Origin of the sequence: Ancylobacter sp. IITR112 (genome assembly GCF_041415945.1) — a bacterium.
In the GTDB taxonomy this organism is placed as follows: Bacteria; Pseudomonadota; Alphaproteobacteria; order Rhizobiales; family Xanthobacteraceae; genus Ancylobacter.
This window is the reverse complement of the sequence record NZ_JBGCUS010000001.1, coordinates 2,265,592-2,292,387: the sequence shown is the minus strand read 5'-3', so window position 1 is coordinate 2,292,387 and position 26,796 is coordinate 2,265,592. Positions and strand designations below refer to the sequence as shown.

At 67.9% G+C, this 26,796-nt stretch carries 23 protein-coding genes; 9 read left to right on the top strand and 14 right to left on the bottom strand.

The window, feature by feature from the left end:
* Positions 1-62: 62 nt before the first annotated feature.
* From carB to carA, 6 genes are all read right to left on the bottom strand, one after another.
* Positions 63-3,383, bottom strand: coding sequence for a carbamoyl-phosphate synthase large subunit (carB, locus tag AAC979_RS10895; RefSeq protein WP_371346844.1), 3,321 nt, complete (start codon positions 3,381-3,383; stop codon positions 63-65).
* A gap of 191 nt (positions 3,384-3,574) precedes the next feature.
* Positions 3,575-4,072: a cupin gene (locus AAC979_RS10890; protein ID WP_371346843.1), complete on the bottom strand. Its 498-nt coding sequence runs from the start codon at positions 4,070-4,072 to the stop codon at positions 3,575-3,577.
* Positions 4,073-4,149: 77 nt separating this feature from the next.
* Positions 4,150-5,652 (bottom strand): UdgX family uracil-DNA binding protein, encoded by a 1,503-nt coding sequence (locus AAC979_RS10885; protein ID WP_371346842.1) that lies wholly within the window; start codon positions 5,650-5,652, stop codon positions 4,150-4,152.
* On the bottom strand, positions 5,649-6,863 hold the full coding sequence (locus tag AAC979_RS10880; RefSeq protein WP_371346841.1) for a putative DNA modification/repair radical SAM protein: 1,215 nt from the start codon (positions 6,861-6,863) through the stop codon (positions 5,649-5,651). Before AAC979_RS10880 ends, AAC979_RS10885 begins: the two co-directional genes overlap by 4 nt.
* A gap of 115 nt (positions 6,864-6,978) precedes the next feature.
* Positions 6,979-7,413 carry a hypothetical protein gene (locus AAC979_RS10875; RefSeq protein WP_371346840.1) on the bottom strand — a complete coding sequence of 145 codons (435 nt, stop codon included), beginning with the start codon at positions 7,411-7,413 and terminating at the stop codon, positions 6,979-6,981.
* Between the two features lie 169 nt (positions 7,414-7,582).
* Positions 7,583-8,785: a glutamine-hydrolyzing carbamoyl-phosphate synthase small subunit gene (gene carA, locus AAC979_RS10870; protein ID WP_371346839.1), complete on the bottom strand. Its 1,203-nt coding sequence runs from the start codon at positions 8,783-8,785 to the stop codon at positions 7,583-7,585.
* 252 nt (positions 8,786-9,037) lie between these two features.
* Between carA and AAC979_RS10865 the strand changes: the two genes are divergently transcribed.
* The 5 genes from AAC979_RS10865 to rpoD all read left to right on the top strand — a co-directional run bounded on the left by AAC979_RS10865 (position 9,038) and on the right by rpoD (position 14,780).
* Positions 9,038-9,493 (top strand): GatB/YqeY domain-containing protein, encoded by a 456-nt coding sequence (locus AAC979_RS10865; RefSeq protein ID WP_371346838.1) that lies wholly within the window; start codon positions 9,038-9,040, stop codon positions 9,491-9,493.
* Between the two features lie 39 nt (positions 9,494-9,532).
* The gene (locus AAC979_RS10860) at positions 9,533-10,249 is read left to right on the top strand and encodes an AzlC family ABC transporter permease (RefSeq protein ID WP_371346837.1); all 717 of its coding nucleotides are present in this window, start codon (positions 9,533-9,535) and stop codon (positions 10,247-10,249) included.
* Positions 10,246-10,554, top strand: coding sequence for an AzlD family protein (locus tag AAC979_RS10855; protein ID WP_371346836.1), 309 nt, complete (start codon positions 10,246-10,248; stop codon positions 10,552-10,554). Before AAC979_RS10860 ends, AAC979_RS10855 begins: the two co-directional genes overlap by 4 nt.
* A 106-nt stretch (positions 10,555-10,660) precedes the next feature.
* Positions 10,661-12,604 (top strand): DNA primase, encoded by a 1,944-nt coding sequence (gene dnaG / locus AAC979_RS10850; RefSeq protein WP_371346835.1) that lies wholly within the window; start codon positions 10,661-10,663, stop codon positions 12,602-12,604.
* Positions 12,605-12,779: 175 nt separating this feature from the next.
* Positions 12,780-14,780, top strand: a complete 2,001-nt coding sequence (gene rpoD, locus AAC979_RS10845; RefSeq protein ID WP_371346834.1) for an RNA polymerase sigma factor RpoD — start codon at positions 12,780-12,782, stop codon at positions 14,778-14,780.
* 57 nt (positions 14,781-14,837) lie between these two features.
* Here the strand turns inward: rpoD and AAC979_RS10840 are convergent, their stop codons facing one another.
* Complete coding sequence (locus AAC979_RS10840; RefSeq protein WP_371346833.1) at positions 14,838-15,101, bottom strand: DUF2798 domain-containing protein; 264 nt, start codon at positions 15,099-15,101, stop codon at positions 14,838-14,840.
* 237 nt (positions 15,102-15,338) lie between these two features.
* Between AAC979_RS10840 and AAC979_RS10835 the strand changes: the two genes are divergently transcribed.
* Positions 15,339-16,592, top strand: coding sequence for a glycosyl hydrolase 108 family protein (locus AAC979_RS10835; protein ID WP_371346832.1), 1,254 nt, complete (start codon positions 15,339-15,341; stop codon positions 16,590-16,592).
* 30 nt (positions 16,593-16,622) lie between these two features.
* Here the strand turns inward: AAC979_RS10835 and AAC979_RS10830 are convergent, their stop codons facing one another.
* The 3 genes from AAC979_RS10830 to AAC979_RS10820 form a co-directional block, all read right to left on the bottom strand.
* Positions 16,623-16,754 carry a hypothetical protein gene (locus tag AAC979_RS10830; RefSeq protein WP_371346831.1) on the bottom strand — a complete coding sequence of 44 codons (132 nt, stop codon included), beginning with the start codon at positions 16,752-16,754 and terminating at the stop codon, positions 16,623-16,625.
* Positions 16,755-16,844: 90 nt separating this feature from the next.
* On the bottom strand, positions 16,845-17,024 hold the full coding sequence (locus AAC979_RS10825; RefSeq protein ID WP_371346830.1) for a DUF1328 domain-containing protein: 180 nt from the start codon (positions 17,022-17,024) through the stop codon (positions 16,845-16,847).
* Positions 17,025-17,095: 71 nt separating this feature from the next.
* Positions 17,096-18,493: an MFS transporter gene (locus AAC979_RS10820; protein WP_371346829.1), complete on the bottom strand. Its 1,398-nt coding sequence runs from the start codon at positions 18,491-18,493 to the stop codon at positions 17,096-17,098.
* Positions 18,494-18,591: 98 nt separating this feature from the next.
* Between AAC979_RS10820 and AAC979_RS10815 the strand changes: the two genes are divergently transcribed.
* Complete coding sequence (locus AAC979_RS10815; protein WP_371346828.1) at positions 18,592-19,506, top strand: aldose 1-epimerase family protein; 915 nt, start codon at positions 18,592-18,594, stop codon at positions 19,504-19,506.
* Between the two features lie 20 nt (positions 19,507-19,526).
* On the opposite strand, the gene otsA is transcribed toward AAC979_RS10815, so the two are convergent.
* Genes otsA through otsB form a run of 3 tightly spaced genes read right to left on the bottom strand, consistent with a single transcriptional unit; the run spans position 19,527 to position 23,496 of the window.
* Entirely contained in the window at positions 19,527-20,948 is a 1,422-nt protein-coding gene (gene otsA / locus AAC979_RS10810) for an alpha,alpha-trehalose-phosphate synthase (UDP-forming) (RefSeq protein ID WP_371346827.1), read from the bottom strand.
* Positions 20,933-22,729 carry a glycoside hydrolase family 15 protein gene (locus AAC979_RS10805; RefSeq protein ID WP_371346826.1) on the bottom strand — a complete coding sequence of 599 codons (1,797 nt, stop codon included), beginning with the start codon at positions 22,727-22,729 and terminating at the stop codon, positions 20,933-20,935. The genes otsA and AAC979_RS10805 overlap by 16 nt, the downstream gene beginning before the upstream one ends.
* A complete protein-coding gene (gene otsB, locus AAC979_RS10800; protein ID WP_371346825.1) occupies positions 22,726-23,496 on the bottom strand; it encodes a trehalose-phosphatase in 771 nt (256 codons plus the stop codon). Before otsB ends, AAC979_RS10805 begins: the two co-directional genes overlap by 4 nt.
* A gap of 286 nt (positions 23,497-23,782) precedes the next feature.
* Here otsB and ettA point away from each other — a divergent pair, with 286 nt between their 5' ends.
* Positions 23,783-25,435, top strand: a complete 1,653-nt coding sequence (ettA, locus tag AAC979_RS10795; protein ID WP_371346824.1) for an energy-dependent translational throttle protein EttA — start codon at positions 23,783-23,785, stop codon at positions 25,433-25,435.
* Between the two features lie 25 nt (positions 25,436-25,460).
* Positions 25,461-26,228, top strand: a complete 768-nt coding sequence (gene tam / locus AAC979_RS10790; protein ID WP_371346823.1) for a trans-aconitate 2-methyltransferase — start codon at positions 25,461-25,463, stop codon at positions 26,226-26,228.
* A gap of 63 nt (positions 26,229-26,291) precedes the next feature.
* On the opposite strand, the gene AAC979_RS10785 is transcribed toward tam, so the two are convergent.
* Positions 26,292-26,672 (bottom strand): hypothetical protein, encoded by a 381-nt coding sequence (locus AAC979_RS10785; protein ID WP_371346822.1) that lies wholly within the window; start codon positions 26,670-26,672, stop codon positions 26,292-26,294.
* Positions 26,673-26,796: the final 124 nt, after the last annotated feature.

Genomic DNA, 26,796 nt, shown 5'->3' with positions numbered 1-26,796 from the left:
GGGCTTGGTCCGGTCTGCCGTGAACCCGAGGCGCCGCGAGGCGCCGTCAGGCCCGGTCCGGGTTAGAAGTAGTCCTGCAGGGCGCGCACTTCCAGATCGCCGCCAATATAGGCCTTGATTCCGCGCGCCGCCGCGATCGCTCCTGATAGCGTGGTGTAGTACGGCACTTTATGCAAGAGGGCCGCGCGGCGCAGCGAACGCGAGTCCGCGAGCGCCTGCGCGCCCTCGGTCGTGTTGAAGACGAGCTGCACCTCGCCATTCTTGATGGAATCGACGATATGCGGCCGGCCTTCCAGCACCTTGTTGATCTTGGTGCTGGGCACCCCGTTCTCGGCAAGGAAGCGCTGGGTGCCCGACGTGGCGATCACCTTGAAGCCGAGCGAGACAAGAAGCCGCGCCGTCTCCAGGATGCGCGCCTTGTCAGCCTCGCGCACCGAAATGAACACAGTGCCGGAGGTCGGCACCTTGGTGCCGCCGCCGAGCTGGCTCTTGGCGAAGGCGACGGCAAAGGAGCTGTCGAGCCCCATCACCTCGCCGGTGGAGCGCATCTCCGGGCCGAGCACCGTGTCGACGCCGGGGAAGCGGGCGAAGGGGAACACCGCTTCCTTCACCGCCACATGGTCGCCCTTGAACGGGGTCAGCCCGAAGGAGGCAAGCGCCTCGCCCGCCATGACGCGGGCGGCGATCTTGGCGATCGGCTGGCCCACCACCTTGGCGACGAAGGGCACGGTGCGCGAGGCTCGCGGGTTGACCTCCAGCACATAGATGGTGCCGTCCTTGATGGCGTATTGCACGTTCATCAGGCCGCCGACTTCCAGCGCCAGCGCCATCTTGCGGGTCTGGGCTTCCAGCTCGGCGATCATCTCCGCGCTCAGCGAATAGGGCGGCAGCGAGCAGGCCGAGTCGCCGGAATGGATGCCGGCCTCCTCGATATGCTCCATGATGCCGCAGATGAAGGTGTCGCGGCCGTCGGCGAGGCAGTCGACATCGACTTCGATCGCATCGGAGAGGTAGCGGTCGAACAGCAGCGGGTTCTTGCCCAGCAGCGTGTTGATCTGCCCGGTCTTGTCGTTGGGGTAGCGCGCCTTGATGTCGTTCGGCACCAGCCCCGGCAGCGTCTCCAGGAGGTAGTCGCCGAGCTGGCTCTCCTCATGGATGATCTGCATCGCCCGCCCGCCCAGCACATAGGAGGGGCGCACCACGAGGGGATAGCCGAGCTCGGCCGTCACCAGCCGCGCCTGTTCCACGGAATAAGCGATGCCGTTGGCCGGCTGGCGCAGCTTCAGCTTGTCGAGCAGGCTCTTGAAGCGGTCGCGGTCCTCGGCGAGGTCGATTGCCTCCGGCGAGGTGCCGAGGATCGGGATTTCCGCCTCTTCCAGCGCGCGGGCGAGCTTGAGCGGGGTCTGGCCGCCGAACTGGACGATGACGCCGTGCAGCGTGCCGGCGGAGCGCTCACGCTCCAGTATCTCGATCACGTCTTCTGCGGTCAGCGGCTCGAAATAGAGCCGGTCGGAGGTGTCGTAGTCGGTCGACACCGTCTCCGGGTTGCAGTTGACCATGATGGTCTCATAGCCGGCATCCTTCAGCGCGAAGGCGGCGTGGCAGCAGCAATAGTCGAACTCGATGCCCTGGCCGATGCGGTTCGGCCCGCCGCCGAGAATGGCGACCTTCTTGGCGTTCGAGGGCCGCGACTCGTCCGCCGGGCTGCCGGCGAAGGGCATCTCGTAGGAGGAGTACATATAGGCGGTGGGCGCGGCGAACTCGGCGGCGCAGGTGTCGATGCGCTTATAGACCGGCCGCACGTCCAGCGCCCGGCGCCGCGCCGCCACCTCCGCCTCGGTGAGGCGGGCGAGGCCGGCGAGGCGCGAATCCGAGAAGCCCATGGCCTTCAGCCGGCGGAAGGCGCCCGCCGTCGTCGGCAGGCCGTGCGCGCGCACCTTGGCCTCGGTGTCGACGATCTCGCGGATCTGTTCGAGGAACCACGGGTCGATCTTGCAGCCGGCATGAATGGCGGCGTCGTCGAGGCCGAGGCGCATGGCCTGCGCCACCTTCAGCAGACGGTCCGGCGTGGGGGTGCCGAGCGCGGCGCGCACCGCGTTCTTGTCGTCGCCGAGGCCGAGGCCCTCGATCTCGATCTCGTCGAGCCCGGTCAGGCCGGTTTCCAGCGAGCGCAGCGCCTTCTGCAGCGATTCCTGGAAGGTGCGGCCGATCGCCATCGCCTCGCCGACCGACTTCATCGAGGTGGTCAGGGTCGGCTCGGCGCCTGGGAACTTCTCGAAGGCGAAGCGCGGAATCTTGGTGACGACATAGTCGATGGTCGGCTCGAACGAGGCCGGGGTCGCGCCGCCGGTGATGTCGTTGGCGATCTCGTCCAGCGTGTAGCCGACGGCGAGGCGCGCGGCGACCTTGGCGATGGGGAAGCCCGTCGCCTTGGAGGCGAGCGCCGAGGAGCGCGAGACGCGCGGATTCATCTCGATGACGATCATCCGCCCGGTTTCCGGGTCGATCGCGAACTGCACGTTGGAGCCGCCGGTCTCGACGCCGATCTCGCGCAGCACGGCGAGCGAGGCGTCGCGCATGCGCTGATATTCCTTGTCGGTCAGCGTCAGCGCCGGGGCGACGGTGATGGAGTCGCCGGTATGGACGCCCATCGGGTCGATGTTCTCGATGGAGCAGACGATGATGCAGTTGTCCGCCTTGTCGCGGACGACCTCCATCTCATACTCCTTCCAGCCCAGCACGCTCTCTTCCACCAGCACCTCATTGGTGGGGGAGGCGTCGATGCCGCGCTCGATGATCTCGATATATTCGGACTTGTTGTAGGCGATGCCGCCGCCGAGCCCGCCCATGGTGAAGGAGGGGCGGATGATGGCGGGAAGGCCGACCTCTTCCAGCGCTTCCAGCGCCTGCGGCAGGGTCTTGATCTGGCGCGAGCGCGGCGTGTCGAGGCCGATCTTGGTCATCGCGTCGCGGAACAGCTCGCGGTCCTCGGCCTTGTCGATGGCCTCGGCGGTGGCGCCGATCATCTCGACATCATACTCATCGAGCACGCCCATCTTGCGCAGCGACAGCGCGCAGTTCAGCGCGGTCTGCCCGCCCATGGTCGGCAGCAGGGCGAAGCCGCCGGGGATCGCGTGGCGTTCCTTGGCGATGATCTTGGCGACGATCTCCGGCGTGATCGGTTCGATATAGGTGGCGTCGGCCAGGTCCGGGTCGGTCATGATCGTCGCCGGATTGGAATTGACCAGCACGACGCGATAGCCCTCGGCCTTCAGCGTCTTGCACGCCTGGGTGCCGGAGTAATCGAACTCGCAGGCTTGCCCGATGACGATGGGGCCAGCGCCGATGATGAGGATGGTGGAGATATCTGTGCGTTTCGGCATCGGATCCCGTGCGGCTCGCGCATTGGTCCGGGCGCACGAAAAAGGACGCGCTGTGCGACGCGTCCTTGGGCGGACCCGGATTGAACTTTCTGGGCGAGGTCACGCCCCGCAATTGGGGGCTTCCCTTAAACCAGATTCCCTCGGGGGGGAAGGGTTGAGTCGGGAGGTAGCCCTGCGCGCCGCGCGCAGCCCTATCCCTTCCACAGACGGGTGAGCGCGCCCTGCGGCCCGCCTACGGGATCGCCGGGCGGCAGTGGCACCTGCGTGACGGCGTCCAGCGCGCGGTGCAGCCCGGCCGCGTCCGGCCGCTCGATGTCATAGTCCTGCCCCGGCGGGTAGGCGCCGACGATGACGAGATCGGGGCTGGCGGCGATCCGCTTGTGGCCGGTGCCGGCGGGCAGCACCAGCACGTCGCCGGCCGCCAACTCCAGTTCTGCCCCGCCTTCGCCGCCAATGAGAAGACGCGCCGAGCCGCGGGCGAGCGCCAGCGTCTCATGCGCGGTGGAATGAAAGTGATGGAAGTCGAACACTCCATCGCGCCAGCGGCATTCCCAGCCGGTCGCGTTGATGTGCGCTTCGATCCGCTCGGCATCAGCGGGGAGGGCGGCGCGGTAGATCAGGACCGGAAGCGTCGGATTGTTCGGCACGCCGCCGGACGGCGGGAACAGGTGGGCTTCGGGAAGGGGCATCGCTCTCTCCGCGTCGGCGGCCAGCGCCGGACCGTGCCGGTTTCAACCCTGCGTGCCGGCGGTGGTTCCCGCCTGTTTCACGCCGCTCCCGCCAGCGCCTTTGCCGCTGCCAGATCAGCGACGAAGGCGGCATAGGCCGCGTTGCGGGCGCTCGCATCCCGTAGGCGCAGCAGATAGGAGGGGTGGAAGGTGAGGTAGCCGTCATGCGCGCCCAAGCGGTGGGGGCCGCGTTCGCGCGTCACCGCCAACGCCGTGCCGGTCAGCGCCAGTGCCGCCGTCCCGCCGAGCGCGACGACGAGGCGCGGGCGGACGAAATCCAGCTCCTTCTCCAGCCACCAGCGATAATGCTTCACCTCGCCGGCGGTCGGCTTCTGGTGCAGGCGGCGTTTGCCGCGCGGCACGAATTTGAAGTGCTTCACCGCATTGGTGAGATAGACCGCCTCCCGCGTGAGGCCGGCCTCGGCCATAGCCTTCATCAGCAATTGCCCCGCCGGACCGACAAAGGGGTGGCCTTCCTCGTCCTCCTGGTCGCCCGGCTGCTCGCCCACCAAGGCGAGGCGAGGGTGGAGCGGCCCTTGGCCCAGGACGGCGCGGGTGCCGCCGGTGAGGAAAGCGGGCGAGGCGGCGATAAGGGCGTTCAATTCCTTGAGGCTACCTGGTGCCTGCTGCGCCATCGCCGCCACCGCCTTTTGCGGGTCGCGCTTGCGCGGCGCGGCGGCCTCGCGCGCCAGCATGTCGGCGACGCGGGCGGGGGCGCTTTCGAGCAGCCCGGGAATGAGGCGGGCCTCAGGCAGATTGGGCCAATATTTCTTCGGCATCTCGGTCCGCATCATCGACGGGTTGGCGCGGGCCGGGTTGAAGGCGCTGGCGTAATAGGCAAGCCAGCCTTTCTCGAAGCCGTCGCCCTCCGGCAAGGTGGGCCGGCTTGCGGGCGGGCCGAAGGCGAGCGTGTGCTCCTTCCAGCCCACCGTGCCATGCGGGGTGAGGATGGCCCAGTCCATGGCGGGAAAGCGGGTGCGGAAGAACGGCGCGGCGGCCTCCAGAATAAAATGCTCCGGCTCGAACCAGGCGACGAAACGCTCCCGCCCGTCCTCAATGCCCAGCGCCTTGAAGCGCACGAAGGCGTGCATCTTGTGGATGTCGCGGCGCACCGCCTTCGCCATCCGCCCGAGACGATGCACCAGCGGGTCCGCCGGATTGTCGGCCAGTTGCCGCTCGCCGTGCGTCACGCGCCAGATCAGCGTGTAGAGCAGGGCGAAGCGCGCGGGATCGTTGTGGCAGAGCACGAGATCGGCCAGCGTCGCGACCGCGCGGGGCAGGGAGAGGGCCGGCGCTTCGTCGGGCGCGATCCCCGGCGCCTCGGCTGGCGTGGTCCCCGGCGCTGGGCTACCGAAAAGGTCGCCGCCGCCTTCCAGCACCGGCTCGCCCGGCGCCGCCATCCGCCAGACGGCGTGCGCCGGCGGTATCTCCGCCGCCACCAGCGCCCGCACGGCGGCGCGGAATCCGGCGCGGTCGGCGCCGAAGCGCAGCACCACCTCGCGGATGTCGCCCGGCGCGCTGCTCGCCTCCGCCACGCTCACGCGAACAGCTCCAATTGCCGCGCCGGCGGAGCGAGACGGGCGCGCAGGTCCGCTCGGTCGGTGAACTTCAGCGGGTGATGGTCGGCGGTGATGAGGAAGGCGCGCGCCCGTCTCACTCCCGTACTGACGCGGGCGATGTCGTCGAGCGTCAGCCTTGTCTGGCGTCGCGCCCGCAGGATGCGCTCGACCGCCCGGGCGCCGAGGCCGGGCACGCGCAGCAGCGCCTCGCGGTCGGCGGCGTTCACGTCCACCGGGAACTGCTCGCGGTGCTTGAGCGCCCAGGCGAGTTTGGGGTCGATGTCGAGATCGAGCATGCCGCCCGCACCGCCCGCGGCGATTTCCTCGACGGAGAAGCCATAGAAGCGTAGCAGCCAGTCCGCCTGGTAGAGCCGGTGCTCGCGGCGCAGCGGCGCGGCTTTCACCGGCAGCACGCGGCTGGCCTCGGGAATGGGACTGAAGGCGGAGTAATAGACCCGCTTGAGGCCATAGCCGCCATAAAGGCCGGCGCTCGTTTCCAGCACCGCCGCGTCGGTGGTGGCGTCGGCCCCGACGATCATCTGCGTGCTCTGCCCGGCGGGGGCGAAGCGGCGCTTTTCCGCGCGTGCCTCGGTGATGCGCTCATGCATCTGGCCCATTGTCGCCTTGATGCCCGGCGCATCTTTTTCCGGCGCCAGCTCCTTCAGGCTGATGGCGGAGGCGAGTTCAATGTTGACCGAAAGCCGGTCTGCCCACAGTCCTGCCTGCTCCACCAGCCAGGGACTGGCCTCGGGAATGGCCTTGAGATGGATATAGCCGGCGAAGCCATGCTCCTGCCGCAGCCGCCGGGCGACGAGCATCATCTGCTCCATCGTGTAATCGGGCGAGCGGATGATGCCGGAGGAGAGGAACAGCCCCTCGATATAGTTGCGCTTGTAGAAGCCGAGAGTGATGGCCACCACCTCCTCGACCGAGAACCGCGCCCGCCGCACATTGGAGGAGCGCCGGTTGATGCAATAGGCGCAGTCGAAAAGGCAGTAATTGGTCAGCAGGATTTTCAGCAGCGACACGCAGCGCCCGTCCGGCGTGTAGGAATGGCAGATGCCCATGCCGGTGGTTGAGCCGATGCCGTCCTTCTCCGCCTTGCGCCCGCGCGCGCCCGAGGAGGCGCAGGAGGCATCATATTTGGCGGCGTCGGCGAGGATGCCGAGCTTGCTCTTCAGGGTATCGTCCACGTGGAATTCCTCCCACGTTCACTTTATGTTCCTGATTTGATCGTATCAACCCGCTGAAAATACCGTCGGCTGCTCCGCCCCGCCGGAGTGGGGCGGCGCGCCTGGGCGAGCGGGCTCACTTCGCCTTTTTGAACAGACCGCAGGACACCGCGTTCCAGGTCGGCAGCGCGTCGACCCAGCACAGTTCGAGCTTGTCGTCGACAAGGCGGCCCTGCACCGTCCCGCTGTCGCCGGACATCAGGATTTCGCGGTTGTCGAAGCGGATGACACCGACCAGCGCTTCGCTCTTGCCCTGCGGCCCGGTGGCGCGGCCGTGGAAGGCGCGGCCTTCCTGCGCGTCAATGGTGTAGACGAAGGCCTGGGCGGGCGTGCCGAAGGTCGGCTTGGGCAGGTCGTCGAAATATTTGTTGCTGGTGCCGACGCGGGCGGCGGCGAAGTCCTCGTCGGCGAGCTGCCAGGTGCCGGTGAGGTCGGGCGGGCTGTCGGCGCGGGCCGCGCCCATGGCGAGGACGGAAAGGCTGAGCGAGGCGAGGAGGAGGGCGGTCTTCATGGCGGGCTCCCGAACGCGGCGGCCCTTTGGCGCGTCGCCATCCGGCCCCGCGCGGCGCGGGCAGGGACGCCGCCGGGCTCCCGCGCCGCCCGCATGGTGACAGGCCCTGATGCCAGCGCAATGACCCTCAACGGCGCGACGGCCGGTGAGGGTCAGCGCGGGCGGCGCGTCACGCCGCCTTGTTCTTGGCGATCAGCTCGACGAAGCGGTCGAACAGGTAATGGCTGTCCTGCGGGCCGGGGCTGGCTTCCGGGTGGTACTGCACCGAGAACACCGGCTTGTCGGTCAGCGCGATGCCGGCATTGGAGCCGTCGAACAGCGAGACATGGGTTTCGGTGGCGCTGGCCGGCAGGCTGTCGCGGTCGACGGCGAAGCCGTGATTCATCGAGGTGATCTCGACCTTGCCGGTGGTCATGTCCTTCACCGGATGATTCGCCCCATGGTGGCCCTGATGCATCTTCACCGTGCGCCCGCCGACGGCGAGGCCGATCATCTGGTGGCCGAGGCAGATGCCGAAGGTCGGCACGCCGCGCTCGATGATGTCGCGGATCACCGGCACCGCATATTCCCCCGTCGCCGCCGGGTCGCCGGGGCCGTTGGACAGGAACACGCCGTCCGGCTGCAGCGCCATGATCTCCTCCGCCGTGGCGGTGGCGGGCACCACCGTCACCTTGCAGCCGGCGCGGGCGAGCAGGCGCAGAATGTTGCGCTTGATGCCGTAGTCGACGGCGACGACATGGTGTGCCGGGGCGGTCTGCTGGCCATAGCCGTGCGGCCAGGTCCAGGTGGTTTCGTCCCAGGTGAAGCGCTGGGCGGTGGTGACCATCGGCACCAGGTCCATGCCCTCCAGCCCCGGCCAGGCGGCGGCTTCCTGCTTCAGCGCGGGGAGGTCGAACTTTCCGTTCGGCGCATGGGCGATCACCGCGTTCGGCATGCCGCCGTCGCGGATCAGCGCGGTGAGCGCGCGGGTGTCGATGCCGGAAATGGCGATGATGCCGCGCGCCTTCAGCCAGGCGTCGAAATGCCGTGTGGCGCGGTAATTCGACGGATCGGTGATGGCGGAATGCAGCACCACGCCGCGCACGCCGGAGGCGCCGGCCATGGAGATGGTCTCGACATCTTCCTCATTGGTGCCGACATTGCCGATATGCGGAAAGGTGAAGGTGATGATCTGCCCGGCATAGGACGGATCGGTCAGCACTTCCTGATAGCCGGTCATGGCGGTGTTGAAGCAGACTTCGCCCACCGCGTGCCCCGTGGCGCCGAGGCCGAAGCCTTCGAGGACCGTGCCATCGGCCAGGACGAGGACGGCGGTCGCGACCGGCTCGGCCCACACGTCATCGCCGGAGTGCTGTTCAGCGCTACCGTTCATTGATCTTGTTCCCTGTCATCGTGTGCCCTAATTAGTCCGTTGCCGCGCCGGATGCCAGTCTTCACGCTGCGTATCTGGCCCACGAATTGCGGATGGCTGCGCCCGGTTCCGGCGCGCGGCGCCTGTCGTGGAGGGGCGGCAACCGCCGGAGGGGGCCAAAACCCCGCGGGTGATCATCCATTGGCGCGTGCGGCGTACGGCCCCGAATCGGGCGCCGACGCCGGCTCGCGGATTGCAGGAAGGCTGGCCAACGTGCTGCGCGACGACATCAACACCTCGCTGAAAGAGGCCATGAAGGCCCAGGACAAGCGCCGCCTCGGCACGCTGCGTCTCGTCAATGCCGCGATCAAGGACCGCGACATCGAGGCGCGCGGCCATGGCAAGGACCCGCTGTCCGACGATGAAGTGCTCGGCTTGCTCACCAAGATGATCAAGCAGCGCGAGGAATCGGCGAAGGTCTATGAGGAGGCCGGCCGCGCCGACCTCGCCACGCAGGAGCGTGAGGAGACCGCGATCATCCAGTCCTTCCTGCCGGTGCAGATGACCGAAGCGGAGGCGCAGGCCGCCATCGCCGCCGTCATCGCCGAGATCGGCGCGCATGGGCTCAAGGACATGGGCCGCACCATGGCGGCGCTGAAGGAGCGCCATACCGGCGTGATGGATTTCGCCAAGGCCAGCGGCACGGTCAAGGCGCTGCTCACCGCCTGATCCGCCCCCGCGGCCGATTTTCCCCTGCCCGGTGGTGCCATGTCCTCAGCCTCCCAAGCGCCGGCCACGCTGACATGGGCCGGGTGCTGGCGCGGGGCGCGGGTGATTCTGCCCGTGCTGCCGCCCGTCTTCGTGTTCGGTATCGCCTTCGGCATTGCCGCGCGCGGCGCGGGGCTGGAAGGCTGGCTGGCGGCGTTCATGAGCGCGGTGGTGTTCGCCGGCGCGGCGCAGTTCGCCGTGCTCGACCTGTGGACGGCGCCGGTGCCATGGCTGCCGCTTCTCGTCGCCACCTTCGCCATTAATGCCCGCCACATCCTGCTCGGCGCCTCTCTGCGCGCACTATGCCGGGGACTCCCGAGCTGGAAGGTCTATGGCGCGATGACGCTGCTGAGCGATCTCAACTGGGCGGCGCTGATCGCCGCCGAGCGCAAGGGCGAGCGCGATCTCGGCTATCTCGTCGGCGGCGGGCTGCTGATGTGGGCGTGCTGGGTGGCGGCGACCGTCATCGGCGCAGTCGCCGGCGGGCTGACCCTGGACGATGTGAAGACCTATGCGCTCGACCTCGTGCTGGTAGCGTTCTTCGCCACCACTCTGGTCGGGCTGCGGCGCGGGCGGGTGGACGATCTGCCCTGGCTGGTGGCCGGCGCGGCTGCCATGGGCGCGGTCTGGTTCCTGCCGCCGAACTGGCATGTGATGGTGGGCGGGCTCGCCGGGGGACTGGCCGGCCTCATCCGAGACGAGCTGAAGCGCTCATGAACACCTCGCAGGCGCTGCTCGTCGTCTTCGCCATGGCGCTCGTCACCTATGCGACGCGGGCAGGCGGCATTTTCCTCGTCGGCTTCGTGCCGATGTCGGCCCGCACCGAGAACTTCCTGCGCTATCTCGCCGGCGCGGTGCTGGTGGCGCTGGTGGTGCCGGCGACGGTGCGCGGCGGACCGGAGGGCTATGTCGCGGTCGGCGTCGCCATCCTTGCCCGGCTCGTGCTGCGCAGGGCGCTGCCGGCCATCGCGCTCGGCATTCTCGCGGCGGCGCTGTGGCGCGCCTATATGGGAGCGAGCTGAGGCTGGGGACAGCGGGGACGGCGCCGCCCGTGGGCACGGTTCTTGCCGCAGTGCCCGCTGATGCTGCTAGGCTTTCCGGCCGCCCTAACGGTTGAGTTCACCCTCCATGCGCTTTCCGCCCTCGTTCCTCGACGAGATACGTGCCCGCCTCCCGCTGTCGGAGGTGGTGGGAAAGCGCGTGCAATTGAAGAAGCAGGGGCGGGAATGGCGTGGTCTGTCGCCGTTCAACCCCGAGAAGACCCCGTCCTTCTATGTCAACGACCAGAAGGGCTTCTATCACTGCTTCTCCTCCGGCAAGCATGGCGACCAGTTCGACTTCCTGATGGAGGTCGAGGGGCTGCCCTTTCCGGAGGCGGTGGAGCGGCTCGCCTCCATGGCCGGCGTGCCGATGCCGGTGCAGTCGCGCGAGGAGGAAAAGCGCGAGAGCCGGCGCAAGACGCTGCACGAGGTGATGGAACTCGCGGCGCAATATTTCGAGGCGACGCTGCAGGGCCGGGCCGGCGCCAAGGGGCGCGGCTATCTCGCCGATCGCGGCCTCGGCCCGGCGGTGCAGAAGCGCTTCCGCATCGGCTACGCCCCGCCGGATCGCTTCGCGCTGAAAGAGGCGCTGGGCGGGCGCGGCGTCCCCGTCGAGGATATGGTCGAGGCCGGGCTGCTGATTTCGGCCGAGGACATCGCCATCCCCTATGACCGCTTCCGCGACCGGGTGATGTTTCCCATCACCGATCTGCGCGGGCGCGTCGTCGCCTTTGGCGGGCGGGCGCTGGAGAAGGACGTGCCGGCGAAATACCTCAACTCGCCGGAGACCCCGCTCTTCCACAAGGGCGCGCTGCTCTACAACGCCTTCAACGCCCGCACGGCGGCGCATAACGGCGCCGCCGTCATCGCGGCGGAAGGCTATGTCGACGTGATCGCCCTGGTCGAGGCCGGCTTTGCCGGCGCGGTGGCCCCGCTCGGCACCGCGCTGACCGAGGAGCAACTGGCGCTGCTGTGGAAGATGGCGCCGGAACCGGTGCTGCTGTTCGACGGCGACAAGGCCGGCCGGCGCGCCGCCTTCCGCGCGATGGACCTCGCGCTGCCGCATCTCAAGCCCGGCATGAGCCTTTCCTTCGGCCTGCTGCCCGAGGGACAGGACCCCGACGATCTGGTGCGCGCCGGGGGGCGCGAGGCGGTGGACGCGGTGCTGGCGCAGGCCCGCCCGCTGGCGGACGTGCTGTGGGCGCGCGAGATCGAGGGTGCGAGCGTCGACACGCCGGAACGCCGGGCGGCGCTGGAAGCGCGGATCGGCGAGATCGTGAAGGTCATCGCCGACGAGACGGTGCGCAAGCACTACCGCGCCGAGCTGATGGACCGCTTCCGCCGGCTGTTCGCCCCCGTCGCTGGGGTGGGCGAGGGCGGGCGCCGCTCGGCCAATGACTATTCCGGCTATGCCGGCCGCTTCGCCGGCAAGGGTGGGCGCCGTCCGGGCGCGGGGCGCGGCCTGCCGGGGCGGGCGGCGGCGGGGGAGGCGATGCGCCGCTCGGCGCTGGTGCGCGGCGCGGCGGCGGAAATGCCGCGCAACGAGGCACTGCTGCTGTTCGCGCTGATCAATCATCCCTGGCTGATCGACCAGTGCGCCGAGGAACTCGCCGCGCTGTCACTGCAGAACAAGGAGGCGGCGGAACTGCGCCGCGCGCTGCTCGACGCCCATATCGAGGGCGAGACCGAAGCCTCCGAGCGCCTGGCCGCGCGGCTGGAGGCGCAAGGCCTGGCGCCGCTGGTGGAAAGGCTTGGGCGCATGGCGGTGGCGCGGCACGACTGGCCGGCCTTCTCCGATGCCGGGCGGACCGATGTGGAGCTGTGGTGGCACCAGCGGCTGGTCTTGCACCGGCGCGGCCATGCCCTATCTAAGGAACTGAAAGAAGCCGAGAAACGTCTGGCAGAAGAGCCCACGGACATGAATTGGGCGCGCTTTCTCGACGTACAAAGTCAGCTTGCGGCACTTGACGGAACCGAAGCTTTGGTAGAGGGGTTCGGCGCCGCCTCGGGTCGACCGGGGCGGTCGATGTAAGGTCCCTTCGGGCTGCTCGCCCGCGCGTCTCTCGGTCGCGTGGTGCGTGTAGCCCTGTTTGCGTCTCTCGCCGGCCAACGCGGGGGACGCCGGGTTGAACGATCGAAGGGCGGCACCGCGAGGACGCCGTCGCACGCCGGGGCGCGAGCCTTCGGCGCTTGAGGAGCACAAACGCATGGCGAAGCAGGCAGCGGAAGCGACGGAAGCCCCCGAGAAGGACGGCGACACCCCGGACAGCCCGTTGCTGGACCTTTCGGACGCTGGCGTCCGGAAGATGATCAAGCTCGCCAAGAAGCGCGGCTATGTGACCTATGACGAGCTGAACGAGGTTCTGCCCTCCGAGCAGAACACCTCCGACCAGATCGAAGACATTTACGCGATGCTCAATGAGATGGGCATCAATGTCGTCGAGGCGGAAGAGGCGGAAGCCGAGGCCGAGGGCGAGGAAGCCGCCCCCGAGGCCGCCGAGGAGGAGGAAGAGAGCGGCGGCGAACTGGCCGAAACCGGCTCGCGCACCGTCATCCGTTCCGAGACCAAGTCCGAGCCGGGCGAGCGCACCGACGATCCCGTGCGCATGTATCTGCGCGAGATGGGCTCGGTGGAGCTGCTGTCGCGCGAGGGCGAAATCGCCATCGCCAAGCGCATCGAGGCCGGCCGCGAGGCGATGATCGCCGGCCTGTGCGAAAGCCCGCTGACCTTCCAGGCCATCATCATCTGGCGCGACGAACTCGTCGAAGGCAAGGTGCTGCTGCGCGACATCATCGACCTTGAGGCCACCTATGCCGGTCCCGAGGCGAAGAACGGCCCCATCGTCGAGGGCGGCTCGCTCGCTCCCGAGGCGGAGGAAGAGCGCGAGCCCACCATCGGCGAGAGCATCGCGGCCGATGACGATGACGACATGGAGAATTCCCTGTCGCTGGCGGCGATGGAGGCCGAGATCAAGCCGAAGGTGCTGGAAACCTTCGACCGCATCGCCGACGCCTATAAGAAGCTGCGCCGTCTGCAGGACCAGAATGTCGAGTCCAAGCTGAAGAATGAGAGCCTCTCGCCCTCGCAGGACCGCAAATACAAGAGCCTGAAGGACGCGCTGATCCTCGACGTGAAGTCGCTGTCGCTCAATCAGGCGCGCATCGACAACCTCGTCGAGCAGCTCTACGACATCAACAAGCGCCTCGTCTCGCTGGAAGGCCGGCTGATGCGCCTCGCCGAGAGCTTCGGCGTGTCGCGCGAGGATTTCCTGCGCCAGTATCAGGGGTCCGAGCTCGACCCGAAATGGGTCGCCCGGGTGAAGAACCTGACCTCGCGCGGCTGGAAGGGCTTCGTCGGGCAGGAACTCGACGGCATCAAGGATCTGCGTTCGGAAATCCACGCCCTCGCCACCGAGACCGGGCTGGAGATCCAGGAATTCCGCAAGATCGTGCAGATGGTGCAGAAGGGCGAGAAGGAAGCCCGGCAGGCGAAGAAGGAAATGGTGGAGGCCAATCTGCGCCTCGTCATCTCCATCGCCAAGAAGTACACCAATCGCGGCCTGCAGTTCCTCGACCTCATTCAGGAAGGCAATATCGGCCTGATGAAGGCGGTCGACAAGTTCGAGTACCGCCGCGGCTACAAGTTCTCGACCTATGCCACCTGGTGGATCCGGCAGGCGATCACCCGCTCGATCGCCGACCAGGCCCGCACCATCCGCATTCCCGTGCACATGATCGAGACGATCAACAAGATCGTCCGCACCTCGCGCCAGATGCTGCACGAGATCGGCCGCGAGCCGACCCCGGAGGAGCTGGCCGAAAAGCTCGGCATGCCGCTGGAAAAGGTGCGCAAGGTGCTGAAGATCGCCAAGGAGCCGATCTCGCTGGAGACGCCCATCGGCGACGAGGAAGACAGCCATCTCGGCGACTTCATCGAGGACAAGAACGCCATCCTGCCGATCGACGCGGCGATCCAGTCCAATCTGCGCGAGACGACGACCCGCGTGCTGGCCTCGCTCACCCCGCGCGAGGAGCGCGTGCTGCGCATGCGCTTCGGCATCGGCATGAACACCGACCACACGCTGGAAGAGGTCGGCCAGCAGTTCTCGGTCACCCGCGAGCGTATCCGCCAGATCGAGGCGAAGGCGCTGCGCAAGCTCAAGCACCCCTCGCGCTCGCGCAAGCTGCGCAGCTTCCTCGACAATTGAGCGCCCCCGGCGCGATGTTACGGAAAAGGCGGCCCGCGGGCCGCCTTTTCTTTTGGCTCAGTGTCCCGGCGCTTCGACCATGAGGCCGACGATGCGCCGGACGACCGGCAGCACGAGCAGCAGGGTGGGGAACGCCACTAGCCAGGACAGCGCCCACGCCGTCGGCCACATGGCGAGGAAATCCGGGCCGGGGCCGAGACTGCGCAGCGTGGCGATGGCCGAGACCACGAAGGTCATCAGCACCGAGAGCACCAGCGGCATGACGAGGCCGGCATAGCGTGCCGGCAGCTTGCGGAAGAGGGGAGAGGCCATGCGGGCCATCCTTCTGGATGGTCGCGGCGGGTCCGGTGCCCACGCATCCGGCCGGCCGTGACCGGGTGGATGCGTTGCCTGACGTCGGACGCTTACGGCCGGCACGGGCCGACGCTCTCTTCTTAGCGGGAAGATGGCGGCCGCGCCAGCGGGTTTGCCGCCCCTCGTCCGCTCCACAACCGACGATACAATCTTGACAAGAACAGAGGTATTAAAGCACTCTTAGGTTGTGCCACGGAGGCTGTCATGAATCCGCTGATTGTGCTTGCCGGCGCGTTGCTACCCGAAATTCTCAAGCTCGGGCTCGGGTCGAAATCGGCCCCGGTGGCCGAGGCCGTCGCCAAGGCGTTCGAAAAGGTGACGGGGACCGAAGACCCGGCACAGGCCGAGGCCAAGATCGAGGCCGATCCCAAGCTCGCCAACGAATTGCGGCTGGAACTGGCGCGGATCGCGGCCGAGGCCGAGGAAAAGCAACGTCAGGCCGATCTTGAGGCGCAGCGGCTGGCCATCGAGCAGGCGAGCCGGGCCGCCGCGCAGGAACTGGCGCATCGCGAGCGCGACGACAAGGATCGCGAGAGCGCGCGCGGCATGTTCGTGGCGCTGGCCAGCGCGCGCAATCCGCTCGCCTGGGCCCCGATCCTCATCTCCATCATAATCGTCGTCGGTTTCTTCTGGGTGCTTTGGTACCTGATCAGCCCGATTCCGGAGGGAACAAGCTCGCCCTTCACCCGGGACAGCCCGCTGCTGCAGATCATCAACATCGTGATCGGTGGCCTCGTCTCGGCCTTCGCCACGGTGGTGAGCTATTATCTCGGCTCCTCGGCGTCGTCGCGCGCCAAGGACACGGCCTCGTTCGAGATTCAGGAGCGTCTCGCTTCACAGACCGGCGAAGCGCTGCGGTCGCAGCGGGCGGGCAAGCCACCAGCGGTGGCCGGCGAGCCGGCCAAAGCGCCGCCCGCGCCGCTCAAGGCGGCCAAGTTCCAGCGCTGCGCCGACATCGTGTTCGCGGCGGAAGGCGGCTTCGTCGATCACCCCCGCGACCCCGGCGGGGCGACCAATCTCGGCATCACCATCGGCACGCTGCGCGATTGGCGCGGCGAGGAAGTGACCGTCGAGGATGTGCGCAACCTCACCAAGGAAGAGGCGCGCGAAATCTACCGGGTCCGCTACTGGAACCCGCTGAACGGCGACGCGCTGCCGCCCGGTGTGGATCTTGTCGTCTATGATTTCGGGGTGAATGCCGGCCCGGTGCGTGCGGCGAAGATGCTGCAAAAGCTGGTCGGCGCGAAGGAGGACGGCGCCATCGGCGCGGTCACCCTCGCGGCGGTGGGAACGCGCGATCCGGCCGATCTCATCCGCGCCTTTTCGGCGCGGCGGCTCGACTATTACCGTGCGCTCAGCACCTGGGACACCTTCGGCAAGGGCTGGACCAACCGCACGCTTGCCGTGGAGAAGGAAGCCTTGCGGCTTGCCGGGGAGGCATTCCAGGCGGCGGCGTGAGGCGACAAGCCCGCGCGCCGCCGCGCCCGGTCACTCGCCCGGGATCGGGTGGTTCTGCCGGCGCACCGCCTTGGTGGAGGCTTCCACATAGGCCAGCGTGACGGCGAAGCCGCTGAAGGCGATAACGGTGGCGGCGACGAAGAAGAGGGTTTCGGTCGGCATGGCATCCTCCTGGGGTGTTTTCCCGGAGGCTAGCCGCCGGCGCCACGGCGCGCGTTGCGGTATGTCAATGCATCGTCATCTGGCGCGGCGTCACAGCGTCGATACCGCCTGATCGACCAGTAGGGCGAAGCCGATCAGCAGCAGGAAGCCGAGGAAGAACAGCCCGAACAGCACGAGGGAAATCCTGCGCGCCAGTTGCGACACGCCGGTCATGCCGATGGCGCCGGCGATCATCGAGATCACCAGGAAGATGACGGCGTATTTGATCATGCGGCCTATTCCGTGACGGCGGTGGCGGACGCGGTATCAACGCACGGACGGCGCGGCGGTTCCGGCTCGGCTCAGGCGCCGTCGGAACGCCCGTCCTGTGCGGCGGGGAAATCCTTGTCGGTCTCCGCCGTCCCCTCGGTCTCCGCCGCCGGGGGCGGCGTCGCGGCCGGCGCTGTCGGCCTGGGCGCGGCTCTCGCCGGCCCGGGCGACGCCGCCCGGCGCCAGCGCCGCAGAGGGTTGAGCGGAATGTCGGCGGCGTCCTTTTCCGGGCGCGGCACCGTGCCGGTCGCCGCCGAGGCGATGGGTTCGCTCTTGCTCTCCACCTGCCGCCCCCTCTCGCGCAGCAGGATGCGCCAGAGCACGAAGATCAGCAGCAGCCCATAGGCGCCGGCAGTGAAGAAGAACAGCGCCCCCGGCCCGTAATTCTGCATGCCGAGCGAGGCCAGCGCCGGTCCCACAACCGAGCCGACGCCATAGAGCAGGAGCAGCCCCGCCGCCGTCTCCACCGCCTCGGAGGGGGCGGTACGGTCATAGGCATGGGCGGCGGCGAGCGAATAGGCCGGCAGCGACAGGGCACCATAGACCATGCCGAGCAGGCTGAGGCCGAGCAGACCGAATGGCAGCGCGCCCAGCGCCAGGCCCGCCAGCAGCGCGCCCACCAGCAGCGCGGCGAGGATGCGCCGGCGGTCCATGCGGTCGGAAAGATAGCCGATCGGCCATTGCGCCAGCGCCCCGGCCACCACCACGGCGCTCATGAAGGTCGCGGCGCCGTCGGAGGTGAGCCCGCGCCCGATGCCGAAGATCGGCCCCAGCGACCAGAGCGAGCCATTGGTGAGGCCGATGGCGAAGCAGCCGGCCATCGCCACGGGCGCCGCCTTGAACAGGCGCGGCAGGCGGATGCGCGCGGTTTCGATCGGCGCTGGCTGGGTGCTGGAGCCGATCGCCACCGGCAGCGTCGCCAGCGAGAACAGGATGGCGGCGATGGCGAAGAGATCGAAGGCCCGCACGGGGTAGAGCGTGATCATCATCTGCCCGGCGGTGAGCGCGGCGTAGTCGACGATGACATAGGCGCTCATGACAAAGCCGCGCGTCTGGTTGGTGGCGCGGTCGTTGAGCCAGGATTCGATGACGAGATAGAGCCCGGCGAAGCAGAAGCCGGTGAGGGTGCGCAGCACGAACCAGGTGATCGGCTCGATGAACAGCGGATGCGCCATCATCGCCGCCACAACGCCCGAGGTGAGGGCGGCGAAGGCGCGGATATGCCCGGTGCGGCGCACCAGATGCGGCACGGCGAGGCAGCCGACCACGAAGCCGAGATAATAGCTCGACCCCAATATGCCGAGATTGATGGCGCTGAAGCCCTCAAAGGCGCCGCGCAGCGGCAGCAGCGTGTTCTGCAGGCCGCTCCCGGTAACCAGAAAGAACACGCCGAGCAGGAGCGCGGCGACAGGGCCGAGAGTCTGGGCCATGATGGAAACCGGATGATGAGGGGTGGCGGGTGCGCGGAAGCCTTGTTCCGCAAGGTCCGTTAGACCTGATCTTTGGCGAAGTCGAGACGGGGATTGGTATGAGCGAGAGCGCGGTACGGCTGAAATCGGCGTTCCTTGAGGTCGATATCTCGCCTCAGGGCGCGGAAATGACCGGCTTGAGGGACCGGCACGGGCACGACCTGTTGTGGAATGGCGACCCGGCCTTCTGGACCGGGCGCGCGCCGCTGCTGTTTCCCATTGTCGGGCGGTTGCCCAACGACCAGCTCGTGCATGACGGCAAGGTCTACCCGATGGCGCAGCACGGCTTCGCCCGGCGCCGCGCCTTCACACTGGAAGAGGCGAGCGAGCAGGCGGCCCGCCTCGCGCTGCATGAGGACGAGGAGACGCTGCGGCAATACCCGTTCCCGTTCTCGCTCACCGTCACCTACCGGCTGGAAGAGGCGACGCTTACCATCGAGGCCGAGGTCGCGAACACGGGGCCGGGCGTGCTGCCGGCGAGCGTCGGCTTTCACCCCGCCTTCCGCTGGCCGCTGCCCTATGGCGGCAGCCGCGCCGACCACCGGCTGGTGTTCGAGAAGGCGGAGGCCGAGGCGATCCACCGCCCGGTCGGCGGGTTGCTATCGGCCGCCACCGAGCCCAACCCGGCGGTCGACGCGATCCTGGAGCCGACCGACGCCCTGTTCGAGCGCGACGCGCTGATCTTCCTTGATCTGCGCTCGCACCATGTGCGCTTCGGCGTGCCGGGGGAGCCGGGGCTGGAAGTCGCCTTCCCCGACATGCCGCATCTCGGCATCTGGTCGAAGCCCGGCGCGCCATTCCTGTGCATCGAACCCTGGGCCGGCTATGCCTCACCCGAGGACGGGCCGGCCGAATTCATCGACAAGCCGGGCCTGTCGCTGCTCGCGCCCGGCGCGCGCAAGCGCTTCGCCATGTCGGTGCGCTGGCTGCCCGATGTCGGCCGGCTGATCGGCCCGCACGAGGTGGACGGGTAGAAACGGCCGGAGCGGGGGGCTCACAGCGTTCGTGCGGCTCCCCGCGCATCCGCAGCCGGGCCGAACTGGTCGGTGACGTTGGTCAGTTCGTCGATGAAGCGTTGGCACCAATGGTGGATGGTGTTGGTCTCCACCGTGTCCATATTGGTGCGCCAGCGCGTGCGGCGCTCCTCCAGCGGCATGGTCAGCGCCCGGTCCATCGCCGCCGCCATGCCCTCGATATCGTAGGGGTTGACCAGCAGCGAGCCCTTCAATTCGTCCGCCGCGCCCGCGAAGCGCGAGAGCACCAGCACGCCGGGGTCTTCCGGGTCCTGCGCCGCGACATATTCCTTGGCGACGAGATTCATGCCGTCGCGCAAGGGCGTCACCAGCCCGATGCGGGCGCGGCGGTAGATGGCGGCCAGCGTCGCGCGCTGGAACGGCCGGTTGAGATAGCGCAGCGGCACCCAGTCGAACTCGGCGAATTCGCCATTGATGGCCCCGCCCAGCTCCTCCAGCTCGCGGCGCAGCGCCTGATACTCCGCCACCTCGCTGCGCGAGAGCGGCGCGACCTGCATCATCGTGACCTGGGACCGGTGTTCGGGATAGCTGCGCAGCAATTCGCCGAAAGCGGCGAATTTGCCCGGCAGTCCCTTGGAATAGTCCAGCCGGTCGACGCCGACCGCCAGCGCCCGGCCGGCGAGGCTCTCATTCAGCCGTCGCTCCTCCTCGCTGCCGACGGATTTTTTCGCGTCCCGGACAAAGGCGTCGGCGTCGATGCCGATCGGGTAGGCGGCGACGCGGAAGCGCCGGTCCCGCAGCCCCACCGTGCCGCCGGGGGCGATCCAGCCACGAATTTCCGAGGAGATATAGGTCAGCAGCGCGCGGACATCGTTCTCGGTCTGCAGCCCCACGAGATCGTAGCGGGAGAGGTCGTCCACCAACGCCGCATGCGAGGGCAGGCTGAGATAGACCTCGGGCGTCGGCCACGGAATGTGATGGAAATAGCCGATCCGCCCCTCGAAGCCGAGCTTGCGCAACTCCGCCGCCAGCGGGATGAAATGGTAGTCGTGCACCCAGACGATATCGTCAGGCTTGAGCAGCGGCATCAGCGCGCGGGCGAAATGCGCGTTCACCCGCCGGTAGCCCTCCCAATCGGCCTTGCGGAAGGACAGCAGGCCGAGCCGGTAATGGCATAGCGGCCACAGCGTGCCATTGGCATAGCCGGCATAATGGGCGCGCTGGTCGTCGGGGTCGAGATCGAGCAGCGCATAGCTGACGCGGCCGGAACGAAACACTTTGGGCGCGTCCGGCGGGTTGACCTCGGTTTCCCCGCTCCAGCCGAACCAGAGCCCGCCGCGCTGGCTCAGCGCCTCGCGCAGCGCCACCGCCAGCCCGCCCGCCTTGGCGGCGCGCTCCTTGGGCGACGCCACCCGGTTCGAGACGATTACGAGCCGCGCCAAAAGGCTTCCTCCCATGTCTTCGACAGACGCATGGCCGTGTCGATCAGTCCGACCATGGAATAGGTCTGCGGAATGTTGCCCCACAGTTCCAGGGTCTGGTTGTCGATGTCTTCCGACAGAAGCCCGGCCGGGTTGCGCCGGGCGAGCAGGCTGGTGAACATCTCCCGTGCCTCGTCGCGGCGGCCGATCAAATCGAGCGCGCCGGCGTACCAGAACGAGCAGATGGTGAAGGAGGTTTCCGGCAGGCCGAAATCGTCCTCGCCGGCATAGCGCATGAGATAGCCATTGCGCTTGAGTTCGCGACCGATCGTCTCCACCGTGGCGATGTAGCGCGGGTCGTCCGGCCGCACGAAGCCGAGTTCGGCCAGCAGCAGCAGGCTGGCGTCAAGCTGGCCGTCTTCCTCGGCATCGACGAAGCTGCCCAGCTTCTCGTCCCAGGCGAAGGCGAGAATGCGGGCGCGGATCTCATTGGCGCGCTGGCTCCAATAGTCGGCGCGCTCCGGCAGTTCCAGCACCCGGGCGATGCGGGCGAGGCGATCGCAGGCGGCCCAGCCCATCACCGCCGAGAAAGTGTGCAGCCGGCGCTTGCCGCGCAGTTCCCACAGCCCGGCATCCGGCTCGAAAGCGAAATCCACCGCCCGCGCCCCGACGCCTTCCAGCAGTTCGAACAGCGCGCGGTCGCCACGCTTGGGCAGCCGCTCGTCGAAGAACATCTGCGCCGCCGCCAGCACGACATGGCCGTAGCCGTCATTCTGCACCTGCTCGCCGGCCTGATTGCCGACGCGCACCGGCCCCATGCCCTGAAAGCCCGCCAGCGCCGGGGCGAAGCGCTCTTCCAGCGGCGTGCCGGGCACGATGGAATAGACCGGCGCCAGCCGGCCCGACGGCTCGGAGGCGATCACCGTGGTGAGGTAGCGGATATAGTCTTCCATGGTGCGGGTGGCGCCGAGCATGTTCAGTGCCCGCACGGTGAAATAGGAATCGCGCAGCCAGCAGTGGCGATAGTCCCAGTTGCGGATGGAGTGCGGCGCCTCGGGGATCGAGGTGGTGAGCGCGGCGACGATGCCGCCGGTTTCCTCGAAGGCGCAGAGCTTGAGCGAGATCGCGGCGCGGATCACCGCATCCTGCCACTCATAGGGAATGGAGAGGTAGCGCACCCATTCGTGCCAGTAGTCGCGCGTCTTTTCCTCGAAGCCGCGGGTGGTGTCGGCAATGCTGGCGGGGAAAGGCTCGTCCGGCCCCAGCACCAGCGTCGCCGGCTTGCTGAGCACGAAGGGGCGTTCCTCCATGACGTAGACGATGGGCAGGTCGGTGGTGGCACGCAGCGTCACGTCGTCGCCGGTGAAGCGCATATGGTTGGAGCCACGCACCGGCGTGGGGCGCTGTTCGCCCCAGTTGAAATGCGGGCGCAGGCGCAGCGTAACCCGGCACATGCCGGCGATCGGCTCGATGCGCCGCACCAGCGTGGCCGGGCGGTAGATGCGGTCATAGAGTTTGAAGCGCGGGGCGAAGTCGACAATGCGCAGCTTGGCGCCCTGGTCGTTCTCCAGAATGGTTTCAATGATGGCGGTGTTGGTCTGGTAGCGGCGCGTCGCCTTCACCTGGCCTTCCAGAACCACGTCGAAGAAGCCGGCCTCCGGCTCGGTGCCGCCGAGCAGCGAGGAGAACACCGGATCGCCGTCTATGCGCGGCCAGCAGCACCAGCAGATGCGCCCGTTGCGGTCGATCAGCGCGGCGATGGTGCCGTTGCCGATGGCGGCCAGATCGAGATTGGTGCTCACGAATCCACGCGCTCCAGTGCCTTGGGAAGGTCGGTCAGCCAGCGTCGCACCGCGCTGGGCGAGGCGAGCCTGTAGTCGGCCTGATCGGTCGGGCGGGGCCCGACGGCGAATGCCAGCCCGCCGGCGGCGCGCACCGCGCGGAAGCCGTCCTCGTCGGTCACATCATCGCCGAGAAACACCGGCCGGCGACCGCTGAACAGCGCCGAGTTCATCAGCTCCGCCACCGCCGTGCCCTTGTTGCGCCCAGCCTGGCGGACCTCGATGACATATTTGCCCTTGAGGAACTCGACCCCGTCATCAATGCCGGTGCCGAGCGCGATCACCCGGTCCATGATCGCCTCGCCGAACTGCGGCACGGCGCGGAAATGCACGGCGAGCGACAGCGGCTTGTGCTCGACGAACACGCCGGGCCAGGTCGCCAGCACCTCGTCCAGCGCCTGCTCCAGCGGCTTGCGCCATTTCGGCAGCGGTATCGGCACCGCGGGCGCGTCCGGGGCGAGGCGCACCTCCGCCCCGTGCTGGCCGGAGGCGGCAAGGCGGGCGGGAGCGAAACGGCGGTCCATCCAGTCGATGGTGCGGCCCGACACCAGCGCCACCGCGCCCTCGAGCGTGTGCTGAAGCCGGGCCAGAAGCTCCGGCAGGTCGCGGGGAATGTCCACGCCCTCGGGATGGTCGGCGTGCTCGATCAGGGTGCCGTCAATATCGAGGAAGAGAGCCCAGTCAGGGCGGGGAAGCAAGGAGAGGGGATCGCTCGGTTCTATCGCCATACTGTCGGTATATCCGCCCGGTTCCGGCATTCAGAGGTAAAATGATGGGCGCCTGCCGCCGGGGTAGGGGCTGGCAGCCGTCAACGCGCGAGAGCCGGAGGCGTTCCAATACCTCGTTGAAAAAGCCGCGCGTCCGAAGCCGGCAGCGGCGGCGGCAAAGGGCAACTGCGCGCGTGACGGCCTTGCCGCTCAACGGCGCGCGGTTTACATAGCGCGCAACCCGCACCTTATGACGCCGCGGCAGCGCGGCATGTTCCCGGCTCGCCCGCACGCGCAGGATTTGGACATGGCTTATCAGTTTATCTACCACATGCACGGCATGACCAAGGCCTATCCGGGCGGCAAGAAGGTGCTCGACAATGTGCACCTGTCCTTCTACCCCGACGCCAAGATCGGCATTCTCGGGCCCAACGGCTCGGGTAAGTCCACCCTGCTGAAGATCATGGCCGGGCTCGACAAGGACTTTTCCGGCGAGGCCTGGGTCGCGGAAGGCGCCCGCGTCGGCTACCTGCCGCAGGAGCCGCTGCTCGACCCCAACCTCTCCGTGCGCGAGAACGTGATGCTCGGCGTCGCCAAGCAGAAGGCGATCCTTGAGCGCTACAACGAACTCGCCATGAACTATTCCGAGGAGACCGCGGACGAGATGACCGCGCTCCAGGACGAGATCGAAGGCCAGGGCCTGTGGGATCTCGACAGCAAGATCGACCAGGCGATGGACGCGCTCGGCTGCCCTGAAGAGGGATCGGACGTTTCCCGGCTCTCGGGCGGTGAGCGCCGCCGCGTGGCGCTGTGCCAGCTGCTGCTGTCGCAGCCGGAACTGCTGCTGCTGGACGAACCGACCAACCATCTCGACGCCGAGACCACCAACTGGCTGGAAGGCCATCTGCGCAACTATCCCGGCGCGATCCTAATCGTCACCCATGACCGCTACTTCCTCGACAATGTGACGGGCTGGATCCTCGAACTCGACCGCGGCCGCGGCATTCCCTATGAGGGCAACTATTCCTCCTGGCTGGCGCAGAAGGCCAAGCGCATGGCGCAGGAGAATCGCGAGGACGAGGCCCGCCAGCGTGCGATCGCCTCCGAGGCCGAGTGGATGGGGGCCTCCCCGAAGGCCCGTCAGGCCAAGAACAAGGCCCGTATCCAGCGCTATGACGAGCTGGTACGGAAGGCGTCGGAGAAGGCGCCGACCACCGCCCAGATCGTCATTCCGGTGTCGGAGCGACTCGGCAACAACGTCATCGAGTTCAACGGCCTCACCAAGTCTTTCGGCGACAAGCTGCTGATCGAGAACCTGTCCTTCAAGCTGCCGCCGGGCGGCATCGTCGGCGTCATCGGCCCGAACGGCGCCGGCAAGACCACGCTGTTCCGCATGATCAACGGGCTAGAGACGCCGGATTCCGGCTCCATCACCGTCGGCGACAGCGTGCAACTCGGCTATGTCGACCAGAACCGCGACGCGCTCGACGACAAGAAGACCGTGTGGGAGGAAATCTCCGGCGGCAATGAGGTGCTCTATCTCGGCAAGCGCGAAATCAATTCGCGCGCCTATTGCGGCGCCTTCAACTTCAAGGGCGGCGACCAGCAGAAGAAGGTCGGCATGCTCTCGGGCGGTGAGCGCAACCGCGTGCATCTCGCCCGCATCCTGCAGCAGGGCGCCAATGTGCTGCTGCTGGACGAACCGACCAACGACCTCGACGTGGAAACCCTGCGCGCGCTGGAAGAAGCGCTGGAAGACTTCGCCGGCTGCGCGGTCATCATCTCGCATGACCGCTTCTTCCTCGACCGTATCGCCACCCATATGCTCGCCTTTGAGGGCGAGGGCCATGTCGAGTGGTTCGAGGGCAATTTCCACGACTATGAGGAAGACAAGAAGCGCCGCCTCGGCGTCGACGAGATCGTCCCGCACCGGATGAAGCACAAGAAGCTGATGCGCTGACGCCATGACCGGACGGAGGGCGGCGATGACCGAAGACTGGAACCCCGCCCTCTACCTTACCTTCGAGGATGAGCGCACCCGCCCGCCGCGCGACCTGCTGGCGCGGGTGCCGCTTTCCCATCCGCGCCGCGTGATCGACCTTGGCTGCGGGCCGGGCAATTCGACGGAATTGCTGGCGCAGCGCTGGCCACAGGCCGAGGTGATCGGCGTCGACAATTCCCCCGCCATGATCGAGCAGGCCCGCGCCCGCCTGCCGGGCCTCCGCTTCGAACTGGCGGACCTCGCCTCCTGGGCGCCGCCCGAAGACACGGACCTGCTCTTCGCCAATGCCGTGTTCCAGTGGGTGCCGGACCATCTCGATGTGCTGGCGCGGCTGCTCGACCAGTTGCCGCCGGGCGGCGTGCTGGCGGTGCAGATGCCGGACAATGTCAACGAGCCCTCGCATCTCCTGATGGAGGAAGCCGCCACTGCCGGGCCCTGGGCGGACCGCATCGCCGGCGCGGCGCGCGATGTTCTGCCCGCCGTCGGGGCCTATTACGACCGGCTCGCGCCGCTCGCCCGCCAGGTCGATATCTGGCACACGCTGTACAACCACCCGCTGGCGGGGCCGGCGGCCATTGCCGACTGGTTCCGCTCCACCGGCCTGCGGCCCTATCTCGCCCCGCTGGACGCGGCGGAGCGGGAGGCGTTTCTCGCCGACTACACCGCGCGGCTGGCCAGGGCCTACCCCGCGCGTGTCGACGGAAAGGTGCTGCTGCGCTTTCCCCGGCTGTTCATCGTCGCGGTGCGCTGACGCCCGGTGCGGCGCGAAGGGCAGACGGCGAGGCGGACCGCCGGCGACGTGCCGGCCGGCCGCTCAGATGCCGGACTTCAGGGTGAAAGTCACGACCGCGTCCGGCGGACGCGACGGCGAGGTGAAGTCCTCCCAGAACCGGCCCCTGAGATTGCCCGAGGCGTCGCTGACCATCACGAAGTTGTTCTTGCCATTGGTGGTGAAGCTGAAGCCGCTGCCGGCGTCGCGGTGCACGTTCACTTCGACGCATGAGGTCTTGTAGCAATAGACGATGCGGTCGCCGTCGGTGAATTGAAGCCGGCTTATGTTCTGCGGGTCGCGCTTGTCCTTCAACGCGCCCTGCCACACCCAGCGGCCCTGAAAATGTTCCATGCCGGTTTCGATGGTCGGCTTGGCTTGCGCGGCCGCGCTTTGCAGGCCGGCAATCTGCACGGCCGCCATCATGCCCGCGCCGGCAAGCGCCGCGCACCACAAACTCGTCTTCTTCATGGTCCGATCCCGGTGTGTCGCATGCCCTCGACTGGCATCATGGTAGGGTAAGGGCGCTTCCGCCTTTTGCAAAGCCCTG